General features: G+C 53.6%; 12 protein-coding genes and 1 tRNA gene. 5 read left to right on the plus strand and 8 right to left on the minus strand.

Annotation, left to right across the window (positions count from 1 at the left end; translation table 11 throughout):
- Window positions 1-8: 8 nt before the first annotated feature.
- The 3 genes from ACIGCM_RS22440 to ACIGCM_RS22450 all read left to right on the plus strand — a co-directional run bounded on the left by ACIGCM_RS22440 (window position 9) and on the right by ACIGCM_RS22450 (window position 4,785).
- Entirely contained in the window at window positions 9-1,364 is a 1,356-nt protein-coding gene (locus ACIGCM_RS22440) for a DUF1329 domain-containing protein (protein WP_397504286.1), read from the plus strand.
- 75 nt (window positions 1,365-1,439) lie between these two features.
- On the plus strand, window positions 1,440-2,390 hold the full coding sequence (locus ACIGCM_RS22445) for a WD40/YVTN/BNR-like repeat-containing protein (protein ID WP_397504287.1): 951 nt from the start codon (window positions 1,440-1,442) through the stop codon (window positions 2,388-2,390).
- Window positions 2,391-2,394: 4 nt separating this feature from the next.
- A complete protein-coding gene (locus ACIGCM_RS22450) occupies window positions 2,395-4,785 on the plus strand; it encodes an RND family transporter (RefSeq protein WP_397504288.1) in 2,391 nt (796 codons plus the stop codon).
- Between the two features lie 94 nt (window positions 4,786-4,879).
- On the opposite strand, the gene ACIGCM_RS22455 is transcribed toward ACIGCM_RS22450, so the two are convergent.
- Window positions 4,880-5,695: a transporter gene (locus tag ACIGCM_RS22455; protein ID WP_397504289.1), complete on the minus strand. Its 816-nt coding sequence runs from the start codon at window positions 5,693-5,695 to the stop codon at window positions 4,880-4,882.
- 257 nt (window positions 5,696-5,952) lie between these two features.
- Window positions 5,953-6,465 (minus strand): 2,4'-dihydroxyacetophenone dioxygenase family protein, encoded by a 513-nt coding sequence (locus ACIGCM_RS22460; protein WP_397504290.1) that lies wholly within the window; start codon window positions 6,463-6,465, stop codon window positions 5,953-5,955.
- Window positions 6,466-7,068: 603 nt separating this feature from the next.
- Here ACIGCM_RS22460 and ACIGCM_RS22465 point away from each other — a divergent pair.
- Entirely contained in the window at window positions 7,069-8,730 is a 1,662-nt protein-coding gene (locus ACIGCM_RS22465; RefSeq protein WP_397504291.1) for a mechanosensitive ion channel family protein, read from the plus strand.
- 217 nt (window positions 8,731-8,947) lie between these two features.
- On the opposite strand, the gene ACIGCM_RS22470 is transcribed toward ACIGCM_RS22465, so the two are convergent.
- Window positions 8,948-10,630, minus strand: coding sequence for a methyl-accepting chemotaxis protein (locus ACIGCM_RS22470; protein WP_397504292.1), 1,683 nt, complete (start codon window positions 10,628-10,630; stop codon window positions 8,948-8,950).
- A gap of 366 nt (window positions 10,631-10,996) precedes the next feature.
- On the opposite strand from ACIGCM_RS22470, the gene ACIGCM_RS22475 reads away from it, so the two are divergent.
- Window positions 10,997-11,140, plus strand: coding sequence for a hypothetical protein (locus tag ACIGCM_RS22475; RefSeq protein ID WP_397504293.1), 144 nt, complete (start codon window positions 10,997-10,999; stop codon window positions 11,138-11,140).
- A gap of 59 nt (window positions 11,141-11,199) precedes the next feature.
- Here ACIGCM_RS22475 and ACIGCM_RS22480 read toward each other — a convergent pair whose 3' ends face one another.
- The 5 genes from ACIGCM_RS22480 to ACIGCM_RS22500 form a co-directional block, all read right to left on the minus strand.
- Window positions 11,200-11,376: a hypothetical protein gene (locus ACIGCM_RS22480; RefSeq protein WP_397504339.1), complete on the minus strand. Its 177-nt coding sequence runs from the start codon at window positions 11,374-11,376 to the stop codon at window positions 11,200-11,202.
- 231 nt (window positions 11,377-11,607) lie between these two features.
- Window positions 11,608-13,806, minus strand: coding sequence for a methyl-accepting chemotaxis protein (locus tag ACIGCM_RS22485; protein ID WP_397504294.1), 2,199 nt, complete (start codon window positions 13,804-13,806; stop codon window positions 11,608-11,610).
- 265 nt (window positions 13,807-14,071) lie between these two features.
- On the minus strand, window positions 14,072-14,629 hold the full coding sequence (locus tag ACIGCM_RS22490) for an arsinothricin resistance N-acetyltransferase ArsN1 family B (protein WP_397504295.1): 558 nt from the start codon (window positions 14,627-14,629) through the stop codon (window positions 14,072-14,074).
- A gap of 413 nt (window positions 14,630-15,042) precedes the next feature.
- A complete protein-coding gene (locus ACIGCM_RS22495; RefSeq protein WP_397504296.1) occupies window positions 15,043-15,369 on the minus strand; it encodes a hypothetical protein in 327 nt (108 codons plus the stop codon).
- A 214-nt stretch (window positions 15,370-15,583) separates the two neighbouring features.
- Window positions 15,584-15,660 (minus strand) — tRNA-Ile (locus ACIGCM_RS22500).
- Between the last annotated feature and the right edge of the window lie 13 nt (window positions 15,661-15,673).

Consider the following 15,673-nt stretch of genomic DNA (forward strand, 5'->3'; position numbering starts at 1 on the left):
TTCTGTGAATGACAAATAAACTAAATTCTGCCCGTATGGGTGGACTGACTGCCGCTGTACTGCTCGCTCTGAGCGGTACGGCACATGCCAAAATCACTGCTGATGAAGCGGCTCGTTTAGGTGCTGACCTGACTCCACTGGGCGGTGAAATGGCAGGCAATGCTGACGGCACCATTCCGGCCTACACCGGCGGTTTGGCGCAACCACCTGCTGGCTGGAGCGCGAGCCAAGGTTACGTTGACCCTTTCGCTGATGAGAAGCCGCTGTTCACGATCACTGCAGCCAATCTGGCGCAGTACAAGGACAAAGTAACGCCGGGTATGCAGGCACTTTTGGCTAAGTACCCCGCTTACAAAATGCCGGTGTACACCACTCACCGTACAGCTATGGTGCCTGCGGATGTGGCAGCCAAGGTCAAGCAAGAAGCGGTCAATGTTGAGCTCAATGGCTTCGGTTTGGTGAACCTCAATGGTTCGACAACGCCGTTCCCGATTCCGAAGAGCGGCCTCGAAGCCATCTGGAACCACACGGTACGTTACCTGGGTGGCGGTCTTGATCGCACCTATAGTTCGTTCCCGGTGCGCGGTAGCGGTGACTACTACAACCTGCGCATCAACGAAAAGCGTGTATTCGACGCCAACATGGACAAGCAGTCTGATAACCGCTTGCTCAACTACACCGCGCGTTTCCTGTCGCCAGCCACCTTGGCCGGTACCGTGCAGTTGGTGCATGAGCCAATCGATCAGGTTAAAGAAGTTCGTAACGCATGGATCTACAACACGGGGCAGCGTCGCGTTCGCCGCGCCCCGGACCTTGCATACGATAACGTCAACGACGGCACTGAAGGCTTGCGTGTAACTGACGACTTCGACGGTTACAACGGTGCGCCAGATCGCTTTGACTGGAAGCTGATCGGCAAGAAAGAAATGTACATTCCGTACAACGATTACAAGCTGGGTTCCAAGGATGTGAAGTACAAAGACATCCTGACTCCAAATACACCGAACCCAGACTACATGCGTTATGAACTGCACCGCGTTTGGATCGTTGAAGGCACGTTGCGTAAAGATGCCAAGCACGTCTATGGCAAGCGGACCATGTACCTCGACGAGGATTCCTGGACCGTTGTTGCCTCGGATGCATACGATACTCGCGGTACTCTGTGGCGCATCGGTGTACACCCAATGATCCAGTTCTACGATGCCCAAGTGCCTTGGTATCGCGCCAACATCTGGCATGACCTGAGCAACGGTGGTTACTACATGGCGGGTCTGGCTAACGAAGAATCCACTCCGTGGAAATTCGGAACCAAGGGTCGCTACGTTGACTTCCAGCCGGACGCACTGCGCCGCTTGGGCAAGTAACTCTTCCGACGTTTTCCGGCACAGCACAGGCTTCCCTCGAGGAAGCCTGTGCGTTAGCTATACAGGTTTATGCTTATGTTGTTATTACGCCACTTGTCATGTCTGGCGGGGCTCTGTCTGGCCTTGGCCAGCGGCCTGTGCTGGGCAGAGAAGCCCTCACTTGAGTACCCCATAAATCCTAGCCGTGTATTGCTGCTGAACATTATGGATAGCGGTAAGCAACTGGTTGCAGTGGGTGAGCGTGGTGTTGTCATGCTCTCTGCTGATCAGGCCAGCACCTGGAAAAGCATCCGTACCTCAAGCAACCGAACCCTGACAGGCGTCGCCTTCGATAGCCCTGAAGTCGGTGTTGCTGTGGGCCACGGCGGCGCAGTTTTACGCACTGAAGATGGCGGCCAATCCTGGACCTCTGTTGAAGCCGATACCAATGGCGATGCGCTCTTGGGCGTTGTGTCGATGGGCCAGGGGCGAATGGTGACCTGGGGGGCGTTCGGCCTTTACCTTGTATCCAATGATGCCGGCGCAAGCTGGGAGCGTATGAGCGTCATCGATGAGGATTTCGATCGCCATATTTCACAGATCATTGGCCTCAAAGATGGCCGCTGGTTACTCGTTGGCGAAAGCGGAACCCTGGCAGTTTCTGCTGACCGAGGCGTCACCTGGCAGCGTCTTGAAAGCCCCTATGAAGGAAGCTTTTTTGGCGCAGTGCAAATCGCCTCTGGTGATCTTATTGCGTTCGGGATGCGCGGCAATATTTGGCGTTCCAGTGATGCAGGTAACACTTGGAGTAAAGGTGAGACCGGAACCACCATTGCCTTCAATGGCGCGCTTAAGCTGAAGTCTGGTCGCATTCTGGTTTTCGGTAACAGTGGCTTGATTATGGCCAGTGATGACCAAGGCCAGCACTTCCAGCGCCTTCCAACGACCCAGGCAAGCCTGGCCAAGGCCATACAGCTTAAAACCGGTGAGGTTATAGCCGTTGGCGACCGTGGTGTCATGACTATTGATGCCGGGCGTCAGGAGTAAGCACGTGAAAAGTAATCAAGACAACCCAACAAACGCCGACCACCTCGACCGCAAGGATTTCTCTCGCGGCATCGTTGGTAAGCTTTCGTACTGGATTTTCCATCAGCGCAAGCCACTGCTGGCGCTGTTCATTTTAATCACCATTGGCTTAGGTTTCAGCGCAAGCAACCTCAAGGTTGAAGCGGGTTTTTTCAAAATGATCCCGCTGCATCACGATTACATGAAGACCTTTTTGGAGTATCAAAAAGACTTCGGTGGTGCGAACAAAGTCCTGGTTGCGGTGAAGAATAAAAAAGGTGAGGTTTTCACCCCTGAGGCCATGAGCATTCTGCGCAAAGTCTCTGATGAAGTGTTTTTCATCAACGGCGTTGAACGCAGTTCGGTAACCTCGCTGTTCACCTCTAATGTGCGCTACACCGAAGTGGTTGAGGATGGTTTTACCGGCGGTAATCTGGTTGAGTCTGATTACGCGGGTCGTCCGGAACAAATCGCTCAGGTACGTGAACGCACGCTGAAGTCTGACTGGGTAGGGCGCATTGTTTCCAATGACCTGAGCTCGGCGATGGTGGTTGCCAACCTGCAAGAGAAAGACCCGGAAACGGGCGAGCGGCTTGACCTGCAAACCGTGGCCAAGAAGCTGGAAGCGGTACGTCAGGAAAATCAAACCGACGATGTCAGCATCCATATCATTGGCTTTGCCAAGTCGATCGGTGACATCGCTGAAGGTGCCTCCGGCGTTATGGTGTTCTTCGTCGTGGCATTCCTGATCACGGCCGTGTTGCTGTTCTGGTATTCCGGCTCGTTGATGCTGACCAGTTGGGCGCTTATCTGTGCGGTGGTGCCGGTCGTTTGGCTGCTCGGTCTGTTGCCGTTGGTAGGGCTGACGCTGGACCCGATGTCGATTCTGGTGCCGTTCCTGATTTTCTCGATCGGGGTTTCCCATGCGGTACAGATGACTAACGCTTGGAAGCTTGAAACACTGCATGGCGCGGATGGTGTAACGGCGTCACGTAATTGCTTCCAGAAGTTGTTTATTCCGGGCGCGGTTGCCTTGCTGGCGAACGCCTTGGGTTTCGTGGTGATCGCGGTAGTTGATATTGAAATGGTTCGCGAGTTGGCAATCACTGCCACCCTCGGCGTTTCAGTGATGATCATCACCAACAAGATGCTGCTGCCAATCCTGCTCTCGTTCATGCGTTTGTCGGCTGGGGATGCTCAGCGTCTGCGCGGCAAGGAGACCATGGGTGCTGGCCTGTGGGAAAAACTTGGGGTTTTGGCAACGCGTCGCGGGGCCACTGTTGCGCTGTTAATTGCCGCCTGCATGCTGGCCTTTGGCTTGATTGAAGCGCGCAAGTTGCATGTCGGTGATCTGGGCGCGGGTGTGCCTGAGTTGCGGGCTGATTCGCGCTACAACCAAGATGTGGCCATGATCACCAGCGAATTTGCTATTGGTGTGGATTTGCTACAGATCATCGTCAAGGCCCAGGGGGATGAAACCCCTTGCGTTAAGCGTGAGGTGCTCGACCCGATCAATGAGTTTGAGCTCTATCTGCGCCAAGATGATGGCGTGTCGTCGGTGCGTAGCTTGTCTGGCTTTGTTAACAACGTGACTCAAGCTTACGCCGAGACTGACTTGAAGTGGCGTGTGCTACCTGAGTCAACTCCGCAAATCGCTCAGGGTGTTGGCTTTGCTACGCGCGTTGGTACTGAGTACATGAACTCGGCTTGTAATGCGATTCCGGTGTCCATCTACACCAAGGATCACCAGGCTGACACCATCAACAAGCTGATGGACAAGATCAAAGCCTTCAAAGCGGCTTATGACAGCGACGATATTGAGTTTCAGCTGGCATCCGGCAACGTCGGTGTAATGGCTGCGACCAATGAAGTTGTGCATGCCGGTGACAAACTGGTGAACATTGCGCTGTTCGCTTCGGTGAGCATTCTTTGTCTGATCATGTTCCGCTCCCTGCGCATCACCCTGTGCGTGATCATCCCGCTGGCACTGGTAACGGTGTTGTGTAACGCGCTGATGGCGTTCCTCGGTATTGGCGTCAAGGTTAATACCTTGCCGGTTGTTGCCTTGGGCGTGGGCGTGGGTGTGGACTATGGCATCTACTTGTTTGAGCGAATCAAACACGAAATGCATGAACGCAACATGGATCTGCGTGATGCATTTGTTGAGTCGCTTAAGCAGCGCGGTACGGCGTCGGTATTCACCGCTGTGACCATGACCTTGTCGATTGCAACCTGGACCTTCTCAACCCTGAAGTTCCAGGCCGACATGGGCATCCTGCTGGCGTTTATGTTCTTGGTAAATATGTTCGGAGCGATTTTGCTTCTGCCTGCTCTGGCGGCTTGGTTACTCAAGCCGACTGCTCACAAAAAACACTGACCTGTTTATTGAGCAAGGCGGTAACCTAACTGGTTACCGCCTTTTTTTTGCCTGATGGTTAGCTGGCGTTGCCCTCAGCCGTCATCACGCTGAGTTATTTGGGGTAAAGCAGCACGAAGTTGAGCCGAAAGGCCCAACCTTCGGGACCCGCTTCGGTGCTTTGCGCCCAATAGCGCAGGCCTGCTCCGTATTGCACCATCTGCTTGCCGAATTTGCTGACTTTGTTGATCTGGAAGTTCACTGGCACAGCGCCTTCATCGCCTTTCCAGTCATATGTGGATTCGGAGTTGATGCCAAAAGTAACCCCGTTCGGGGTTCCATAGGTGAGAAAGGGTTGCACAAAGGTGGAGCTGATATCGTCGCGGTCATCTTTGCCGGCAACGCTGGCGATGTGATTGACCAATGCGCCGTAGGTCCAGGGCCCGGACTGCTTGAGTGCAACAGCCGTTGGGCCAATGCCCCATTTATCTGCGGTGAGCAAATCATCAGAGCCTGTGGGTAAAAGAAATGCAGGGCCAGCGCCTAGAATCCAACCGTTCTGCGTCGGTGCCTTAGGGGAAAAAAACAGGCTCTGCAATACGTCACCGGTGCCGGTCTGGTTACCTGAACCGGGGGCGATGTCGGTCTGGTCGATGACGGGCAGGATAGTGCGCGAAATCATGTTCCAGTCTTCGCTGATATCCACAGGTATAACCGGTTGAATATTTAGCGTGTGGCGGGTGCCTTTGTCGTCCGGGCCAATATTTTCATCGTAGTTATATTGGAAGGGCACGCTGATTAACGCCGCCACAGGGTTGGCCAATTGCTTGGCCAGTTCTGCACTGCTTTTTTCTGCTGCAATCGCATTGCCGGTAAGCGTCATTAAAGATGTCACTGCCAGCAGGCGTGCGGGTGCGCGATGTTTACTCATTCACTTCCTTCCCTGTATGCCATCAGGCCCGTTCGTGTTGTTTTTAATCGTACGGATTCAAGCATAGCCCGCTTGCCGGGTATGAGGCGGGAAATAGATAAGGTGAATATTTTTTGTGGCCTGAACGATTAAACGGCAAACCGTGCAGGCGTTAATTTTTTGCTGAAGCAATAAAAAACGCCTGCCTGATACCGAGTGCAAACTCGAGCATTGGGCAGACGTTGATAGCGCACTAAGTGCGGCGGCGCGCAGCCAGATTAGGACTTGGTGAAGCTCGGCACTGGGCTGTTAACGTAACGAACCTTCTCGGCGCCTGGCTGATCTTTGATCGCTTGATCGACCCAAGTTTTGATCAGGCTGGCATCCATCATGTTCATGTATTCACCAGTTTCGGTGAAGTTTACGTTGGCACCGAACACAATCATGAAGGTGTCAGTGTCTTCGGTGTTGTCGGCTGGAACATTGAACTGATGGATCGATCCACCGGGCTCGAACAAATAGCTGCCTGCTGTTTGTTTTTGATCTGGGTATTCGGTGTAGTACCAGCAACCGGACATGGTGTAGAGGTGCACAACGCCAGTGTGATAGTGGATTGGCAGGGTCACGCCCGGCTTGAATTTTACACGCAGGCACCACACACCGTTGTGCGTATCGAGAAACAATGGCGCTACGCTAATTCCGGGGTGCAATAGACCGTCCAGAAAAGGTTGTGCGTCGCTGGAGATGGTCAGCAGTTCATCTTGATGGGTGTAGCTTTCAGGCAGTGCCATATCAGGTTCCTCGTTATTATAGTGACTGATCAACAGCTTGAGCTGTGTCTATCTTGTAGTGAGAACGTAGGGCCGCGGTATTGAGCCAGTTGCGCTGAAATGCTCACAGCTTCCTGCATCATCATTTGATCAGCCATGATTCTGGAACTTAATGGGTTTTAATTATTGGCATATGCTGTCATCAGCTTGACAAATTGCGCCACGCCCGAAGAGTCGGTCTAGGGTGATGCTATGAATCATCAACTTTCGGTGTAAAGGCGTGTTGGATAGGGCACTCGGCGATATAAGATGCGCCGTAATTAAGTGCATTATGAGTCTGCACCTAACTTTTAGGTGGTCTACGCTTTGTCACAGAGCTAAGCACTGAGTGGGGCCGCTTTAGTCGCGATTGATACATGCTCAGAGGTTTTATCTCAACTGTTTAGCAGATGCGCCTCGCAGGCGTTTGTCCTGCGAGTCCAATCGGGTTAGTTCTGAATTTGCTTGTTTCGCTCGCTATTTTTAGCGCCAGTGCCTAACTCGCGTGCTTGTTCACAGGGTCGTTAACGCTTCAATTACAGTGGGCCACAGAACTGTGGTAGTCGGCATGATGGAGTTTAAGTAATGCGCGTTGCAGTCAACTTTTGGGTCGCTGTGTTTTGCTGTGTACTGGGGGCGAGTTGGTTAAATGTCGCGTCTGCGGCTGACGGGCCGTTAATTGTTGTAGAGGACAATCCCGCCGAACTGAGCATCGCTAATCGAAACATTATTGTGCTTCGTGCAACGCTGCTCAGCGAAACCCCTGAGCAGCGGGTTGCCCGAGCGCGCTCGGTGATAAATGAAGCGCTCGATAGCAATGAAGCGCTAGAGGTCAGGATTGATCCGATTCTGAAGAGCTTTGTGGTGCTGATTGGTCATCGGCGGGCTTTTATTGTTTCTCCCGGGGATATCGACACCGCTGATAGCTCAGCCAATGAAACAGCTGAGATTGCTGCTGAGAAACTGCGCATTGTGATTGCTGAAACACAGCAAACACGCAATGTGCATTTCATGCTCGTCGCAGCAGGCTTCAGCTTGGTTGCGACCTTGATTTATGTTGGCTTGTTGCGTGGCGTGAGCTGGGTCCGGCGCAAACTTGCCAGCCAACTGCCACGCCTGATGCAGCGTCATACCAGCGCGCTTAAGGTCGGGCACACGCCGCTAATCGATATCAAGAACATCTATTATTTGGTCGACCGTTTAGTGTGGTTGTTGTATTGGGCGCTGGTGCTGTTGTTTAGCTATCAGTGGCTGAGCTTTGTGCTCTCGCGCTTCCCCTACACGCGGCCCTGGGGCGAGAGCCTAAATGTTTATTTGTTCAACTTAGCCAGGTACCTGCTTGAGGGCGTGATTAATGCACTTCCTGGGCTGGCTATCGCGGTTGCTATTTTCTTTATGGCGCGCGGCATCATCAGTTTTACCCGTAGCTTGCTGATGCGCATGGCGCGTCCCGGCACCATCAGTTGGCTGAGCGGAGAAACGTTGCAGCCAACCATGCGCCTGACGTCTATAGCCATTTGGTTATTTGCATTGGCTATGGCCTATCCATACTTGCCAGGCGCAGGGACGGATGCATTTAAAGGCTTATCCGTCTTGGTCGGTTTGATGATTTCTCTCGGCGCATCTAGCGTCGTTGGGCAAGCGGCAGCAGGGCTGATTCTCACTTATTCGCGTACATTGCGTCCCGGGGAGTTCGTCAGTGTAGGGGGGCACGAAGGCACGGTCACCGAGCTTGGCATGTTTACCACCACCATCCGTACGGGATTGGGTGAGGTGCTGACGATCCCCAATGCGATGATCACCAGTGGCGTGACCAAGAACTACTCGCGTACGGTTGATGGCAGTGGTTACATTGTCGATACCGTGGTCACCATCGGTTATGACACGCCGTGGCGACAAGTCGAAGCCATGCTGCTTGAGGCCGCTAAGCGCACAGACGGGATAGTCCATGATCCCTCACCTGTGGTGTTCCAGACTGCACTTTCAGACTTCTATCCTGAGTACCGTCTCGTCGCCAAAGCCATACCCAGTGAGCCACGGCCACGGGCGCAATTGCTCAGTGTGCTGCATGCCCATATTCAGGACGTATTTAACGAGTATGGGGTCGCCATTATGTCGCCGCATTACCTTGGCGACCCGCAAGACGCCAAGCTGGTGCCGCGGGAAAACTGGTATGCAGCTCCTGCTCAAGACCCTGGTGCGGCATTGATAAAAACGCGCGATGACGGCAGTGGGAAGCCTGCGTAACGGCTTGACGCGGGACTGCGGTATTCAGCGGCTGAGTCAATGGCGGGTGATGGTGCGTAGGCGCTGATAACGCGAAACTTGTCCGCCATGGTTCAAGGTGTTCAGTTCAATCAGTAACAGTGGATGAACAAGCGTCATCCACTCTACGAGTGACTCAATTGTGGAGCGTAAAAATGGGGACAAATTTGTCCCCATTTTGCGTTCAGAGACAGACGTGTCAGATACGGAACTGGCTCACCAGTGAGCCTAAGCGATCGCCCAACCCTGCCAGGTTCCGTGCGGTGTGTGCGCCTTGTTGGGTTTCATCCGCCACACTGTCTACCGCCACAGCAATCTTGTGCACGCTGCGATTAATCTCCTCGGCCACCGCTGTTTGCTCTTCGGCGGCGCTGGCTATTTGCGCATTCATTGCATTGATGGTGGCGATTAACTGCGCAATTGCATCCAGTGAAGTACCGGCATGGTTGGCTTGCTCGCTGGTCACATCACCGGCATCGCTTGAGCGCTGCATCGAAGAAACAGCAGCCTGAGTGCCTTTCTGCAAGCGATCAATCATGCCTTGAATTTCTTGAGTGCTCTGCTGGGTGCGGCTGGCCAATGCGCGAACTTCATCAGCGACTACCGCAAAACCACGACCGGCTTCACCGGCCCGCGCAGCTTCGATAGCGGCGTTCAGGGCGAGCAGGTTGGTCTGTTCAGCGATTGAGCGAATCACATCCAGTACGCTGACAATTGAGGTGACGTCTTTTTGCAGGGTATCAAGGGATACACCGCTGTCACGAATATCCTGCACCAAGGTGTGGATGCGCTCGATACTGCCATCGACGACCTTCTTCGCGGCTTGACCTTCTGTATCGGTCTTTTGCGCAGCTTCCGCCGCACCTTGTGCGCTTTGGGCCACTTCTTGTGCCGCTGCAGACATTTCATTGATTGCGGTCGCGACCTGATCGGTCTCATGACGCTGACGTTCCATGGCATCTTCGGAACGCTGGGCCTGCGCCGATACTTGGCCGACCAACTCGGTGAGTTGGCCTGTCACATCGACCATCTGGCGAACCATGCCGTGAATTTTTTCAATAAAGCGGTTGAACGAGCCCGCTAATTGGCCAAGCTCATCGTTGCCATTGATGGGCAGGCGACGGGTTAAGTCGCCTTCACCGGCGGCAATATCATCGAGGTTGTCTTTGATCTGTTGCAGGGGCCGCAGGAAGGTATTGCTCAGCACCACACCGGCAATACCGAACACCACCAGTAGCACGATCGCAACCACCACAATGCTGCTGATAATGGTGCTGATGCGCTGGTCAATGGCGACTTGCACCTTGGCGATCTGCGCCTCGACACCATCCAGATTGATAGCAGTGCCCAGCGCCATGTCCCACTTTGGCAAGTAATAACTGTAAGCCATTTTTGGCACCATCACCGAGTCATCGGTTGGCAGTGGCGAGCTGTAATTGATGTAGTAGGTATTGTCTTTGGCGACCCTCACCAACTCACGGTTGATGTACACGCCATTGGCATCACGACGGTCGCTTAAATCCTTGCCGACATCCACCGAGCTGTCTCCCCTAAACAGGCGAACCACGTTGGAGTCATGGCCGAAGAAGTAGCCGTCTTTGCCATACTTGATCTTCGACAGAATGGCGATGGCTTGCTCACGGCTGGCCATATCACCTTGTGCGGCATTGTCATACAGCGATTGCACGGACCCCAGTGCGATTTGTGCGTAATGCTGCAATTCGTTACGGCTTTCCTGAAGCAGACGCTCACGCGTTTCCTTGAGCTCCTGAGTCGCCAGGCTCTGCAGCACCCACGCAGCAGCGCCGCTAATAACCAAGGCAAACAGCAGCACGGGTATGAGTGCGAGCAGCACTACTTTTGTTTTCAGTTTTAACAGCATTGGGCAGGTCCTCGTACAGCGCAAAGGCAGGTAAGTAGCGCTTGTGTCTCTTTATCGGTCGACTAGCCAAAAGATTGAGGGGGCAAGTGCGACGCTGCGATGAGCTGCTATTTCCTGCCCCTCCTGATGGGCAGTTTTTCCCGTTACGCTCAGGGCGCTTGGGCAGGGTTTTAAATTTCTGACCTCGTCATCTGCATGTCATTTAGCCGCCATAAACTGGTGAGTGGACCGCTTATGCGATGGTGGGCGCGTCACGTTTTGTTTTCTTTGTCGCCGCCAATGAACAGGTTGGAAATTACGATGATGGCCGCTAGCACCCGCAGCAAAGTGATAATCAGGTCTGATGACATGAGTGCGGATGATTTCATGCAGCTGTCCGCAAAGATGGTTGGTAATGTCTATGCCAACCTGCCTCGTTTGGATAAACGCATTAACATCGCAGGGGTGTATGGTCGCTACGAAGGGGGTAGCTTTCGGCACATGATCTACCGCGGGAAACTTCACCATTGAACTGCCGCCGGTCAATGATGAGATCACCTTTGTGATGCCCATTGCGGGCAAGATCATGTTCAACCACGCATGACCCCATTGTTGGCCGTGGTGTACGCAGTGGTATTGCCCGCGACATCGCGGAAATTATCCGCGCTTGCCAGCCGTGGGGTGTTGAGTGTCTCTGCGCTGGCAGCTTGTGCTGTGCAAATGGACAAACTAAGAGCGGACAGGGAAAACAGAATACGGTGAAACACTGCGTTGCCTCCTCGGGCATTGGCGTGTCCGGCTACTATCAGCACTCAGTTGTTCACTCATGTTACAGAGATAGTTCTACTCAAAATGGTTGCGCGATCTGTCCATTTGCTGCGCAAACTGTCTGCTTGCGCAGCATGCGCAGGCTTTAGCCGCACACCTCAAGAGGCGCTGCTGTGCAGTGGCCTAGAGCCTGTGGCACGGCAGTATTTTCTGAACGAGGTTAAAGCGGCCTAACACAGCGCAGCCTGCCGATTTCTAGAGGTTTGCGCCGCCACGCCATGACCATGATTACCACTCACTTCAAACTGGCCGACCAGTTTTTGCAGTTTGTTGGCATTGAGCCTTACCGTTTCCGCACTGCTTTGCAGTACGACTGCAGTCTGGCGCATTTCTGTTGAGGATTGATCGACCTGCTTAATCGTTTGGCCGTAGTCGAGGCTGCGCCTGTTGAGCTGCTGAATAATCGTAAACATGCTGTCCACCGCTTGATGCAGCTGTACGTTTTCCGACGATGCATCTTCAGCGAGGCGCAGGCTGTTATCGACGTCTTTGACGCCTTCCTCCATGAAGCTCACAGCCTTTTGCGTTTCACTTTGCAGGCCATCGACCATGTTGCGAATATCCTCGGCAGCCCGCGAGGTCCGTGAGGCCAAGCTACGAACTTCGTCAGCCACTACCGCAAAGCCTCGGCCATGTTCGCCCGCACGTGCGGCCTCAATGGCGGCGTTCAACGCCAGTAAGTTGGTCTGGTTGGTAATGTCACTGATAAGACCGGTGATGTTTCCGATCTGAGTCATCTTGCTATCAAGCAACTGCACGCTTGAAGATGATCGCTCAACTACGTCGCGGATAGATTGTGTGCCTGTTTGTACAACCAGAAATTGCTCTCGGGCGCGGGTGACAACCTCATCCATCGCTTGCTTCATTTGTTCGGCGCTGACGGAAGCTTGCTGGATCTCGCCTAACTGATCTTCGACAATAATCATCATGCTGGTTACCGCTTCAGCAACCTCTGCCGAAGTCAGGTTCGCTTCCTGGCTTCTGCCCAGCATCATCTGGTTAGTGGTGCCGACATTGCGACTTGCCTTCACAACCTGGCCGACAACCGAGTCCAGATTATCGATGAAGCTATTGATCCAGCGGCTCATGTCGCCCGTTTCATCATTGGCCATGCGTGTGGTGTCCAAACGCTGACGAAGATTGCCTTCACCCTCTGCAATCGCTCTGATCACGCTGGTCATTTCACTTAATCTTGCGGCGAGACGTTTTGGCCCGAGCAGGCTGAACAACATAGTCGCAAACAGCATGCTCAGCACTTCGACGGCATCAATCAGGCCTTGGCTCAGCCCACTGTAATGCTGGACCAGAAAATTGCTGGCAAAAAGTGCAGTCATTGTCGCGAGGTAGGGCTTCATCAAGCCATAACTCAGAGAGCGACGACGGTACACTTCTTCCAAGTCGGCTTCGCACATCATGCCCCAGCGGTCTGGCGAGCCGGGCAGCTGGAACGTGACCCCTTTGCCGACCACTGGAATGTGCCGGTAGTCTGAGTAGCCGGGGTAGGTCACGAACAGATTGGCACCATTGCGGATCGTTTCGCGCACGCCAGGGTGCAGTTGCTGGGTGGCGGGATCAGTGAAGCGTAACTCCAGTTCGGTGTGCTTTTGGATTTGTACCGTTTTCCATGGAGTGCGCACGCCACTTTTAAGATTGTCACCATGAGAAAAGGTGTTGTCTTCAAAACGTGAACGCGACAGTGCAGTACCTGGCGCAATTGCACGGTCAAAATTTGATTGGGCCATAAACAGGTAGTTATCGCCCGACTCGGCATAAATGTGGCCGGCCTCACGCTGAATAAGGTCGCCGAGTACATCGTTTGGTACGCGTGCGCAAAGGCAACCCCAAACGGCTCCGTCAAGCTCGAGTGGCTGATAGAACATTAGGGTCACTTCATCATGGAAACTTGAAGTTGAAGGCCCAATTTGAAGGGTTAGCGGGTCGCTGTAGGGGCCATGAAGAAACGGTGCCTTCAAGCCCTCTGTCAGTGCACGTTGATTATGGATCGAGCCGACTTCACGTCCACTCCAGGTCGAAGCGATGATGCTGCCCTTGCTGTCAACGACAAACAACTCAGAGAAATCTTCCGCCTGAGTGAGCTTGTCTGTGAGCGACGCGGGGTCGACTTGCGGGAGTCCACGACCCAGGCTTTCGCTTAATTCCGCCAAGTGCTCCCATTGCTCACGCGTCCAGTTGTGCAGCAGCTGCACCCGCGTTTGTGCGATGGCTTCAAAGGTTTGCTCGATCACCGGGTAGGCCGACTGATTGAGCCGACAGGACCAACTCATCGCAATCTTTCCAGTTTTTCCAAACCAAGGTAACCAGCGCTTCTCGCTCGGGGACAATTGCATAGAACTACTTGATAAAGGCATTCACCGCTCCAACCTTGGCATTCAACTGACAAGGGAAAAGCAAATACTGAGCCAATTCGTAAGCATGCTAACTACTAGGCTGTAGGCGAGATAATTCGCTGAAAGCATGATTGTTTTTGTTGAAATTTACCGTGCAAAATCGTGCAGCAGGTTATTTTGTGCGTCGATATGGTGCGCACAGGTAGTGCTGAACGTGTCGGCGCCAAGGCGTTGAGCATCCTGAAGTGCATCAGGTTGTAGATTGTTTGGCGTGCTAGCTCTCAATTTATTTGGCTATTGGATTAAGCCTGCTGAACACTCTAATCGGGAGCGGTGGGCAAGACACATCAAGCTCAATGCGCCAGTAGCCCACATCGTGCCAGCTCCCATGCTTGAATCCTACCTCTGGAAAGGTGCCTATATGAGTGAATCCCAAGGCTTCATGGAGCCCCACGCTACCCTCATTCGGCAATGCGATACCTGCATAGGCAGCGTGAAAGCCTTGCCTCTTCAAAGTGGTTAGCAAAGCCTCATAAAGTGCACGGCCAACACCTTTGCGGTACGCCTCTGGGGCGACATACACGGTCACCTCGACGGACCATTGATACGCCTCTCGGGCACGATATTGACCTGCGTAGGCATATCCGATAACGCGTCCATCCTGCTCCGCTACAAGGTAGGGATAAGTTGGCAGTGTAGATTCGATGCGCCGGGCTATTTCAACAACCGATGGTGGCGTGAGTTCGAATGAAATGGCAGTACGCTCAACCATCGGTGCGTAGATTGCCTGGATGGCTTGCGCATCCGCAGGCTTTGCAGGCCGGATCGTGATGTTGTTACTCATCTACTGCCCTCTGGTCGGTCAACCTGATCCAGGTATCGTCCTGCCTATGCTCCGTTCGCCGCCATCGAGTAAGCGGTTGTTTGTTCGGCTTGTCAGTTGAAGCACGGCCTGTCGAGTTGCTGTCAGTCTCGGAAGGATTCACCCATAGCGACTGTTTATCCGTGAGCCGATTAACAAGCCTATTCGGCTCATTTAGTGAACTGATTGTGGCTGCTATTTGCATCAGGGTCTAATCCCCTTGGTGCCAAGGGCGTGTAGTCGAAAGTTTCGAGGTGCATGATGCGGCTGTGCTGTGGCTATGCGCGGGGGAATGGGGAAACGCTTGAGGCGTAAGCCTGCGTGAAGAAAGCAGGCAGATTTATCAGCTGAGTGCAGTTTGCAGCATCTTGATAAACCTGCCCTGAGCCTGCTGTTTAGACGAATGCCTGTTTGGCAGCGCTGCGCGGTAGGCGATTGCGGCCTGGCATCTGCTCTAACTTCTGACGCCATGCATTGCGAACGCTGTGGGTCGCTTTAGCTGTGGTTGTCGCTGCGACCGGTGCGGCCTTCGCTGCTTTAGCCGCAGCGCGCAACTCGGCAAGGCTTGGCGAGCGATTGCTGACGGTAGGCGCCGCTTCCTTCTCAATTGAACGCAGGCAAAGCTTGCACGAAACCTGTGCTTGATCTGCAGAGCTGCTCAGGTTCGCGCCAGTACGGCCACAAGCAACAGCATCAGGGGAGGGCGAGTAGTGAATTGCCAAGGTTACATCTCCAGCTTTTTAACAAAGCCGGCAATTTTACCTTCCAATCAACGCCCCTGTCCTCGGAAAAAAACAGGTCAAGTGCTACGGCCTTGCGCGAGATGATTGCCTTGGGATTCCAGGTCTAGCCGAGACCCGGGCTATACCAGTAAAGGACGGGTCCAGCTTTTTTATTGCAGACATGAAAAAGCCGCGCAGTGCGCGGCTTTGAAGTTGGTGGGCCCACACGGACTCGAACCGTGGACCAAAGGATTATGAGTCCTCTGCTCTAACCAACTGAGCTATGGGCCCTCAGAAGCTGGCG

The sequence above is a fragment of the Pseudomonas sp. NPDC078700 genome, from assembly GCF_044542375.1.
GTDB lineage: Bacteria > Pseudomonadota > Gammaproteobacteria > Pseudomonadales > Pseudomonadaceae > Aquipseudomonas.

Coding starts and splice junctions, on each gene's coding strand:
- ACIGCM_RS22490 (WP_397504295.1), bottom strand. CDS start 14,629: ATGAGTAACAACATCACGATCCGGCCTGCAAAGCCTGCGGATGCGCAA.
- ACIGCM_RS22485 (WP_397504294.1), bottom strand. CDS start 13,806: ATGCCTTTATCAAGTAGTTCTATGCAATTGTCCCCGAGCGAGAAGCGC.
- ACIGCM_RS22460 (WP_397504290.1), bottom strand. CDS start 6,465: ATGGCACTGCCTGAAAGCTACACCCATCAAGATGAACTGCTGACCATC.
- ACIGCM_RS22455 (WP_397504289.1), bottom strand. CDS start 5,695: ATGAGTAAACATCGCGCACCCGCACGCCTGCTGGCAGTGACATCTTTA.
- ACIGCM_RS22445 (WP_397504287.1), top strand. CDS start 1,440: ATGTTGTTATTACGCCACTTGTCATGTCTGGCGGGGCTCTGTCTGGCC.
- ACIGCM_RS22465 (WP_397504291.1), top strand. CDS start 7,069: ATGCGCGTTGCAGTCAACTTTTGGGTCGCTGTGTTTTGCTGTGTACTG.
- ACIGCM_RS22440 (WP_397504286.1), top strand. CDS start 9: ATGACAAATAAACTAAATTCTGCCCGTATGGGTGGACTGACTGCCGCT.
- ACIGCM_RS22475 (WP_397504293.1), top strand. CDS start 10,997: ATGCAGCTGTCCGCAAAGATGGTTGGTAATGTCTATGCCAACCTGCCT.
- ACIGCM_RS22470 (WP_397504292.1), bottom strand. CDS start 10,630: ATGCTGTTAAAACTGAAAACAAAAGTAGTGCTGCTCGCACTCATACCC.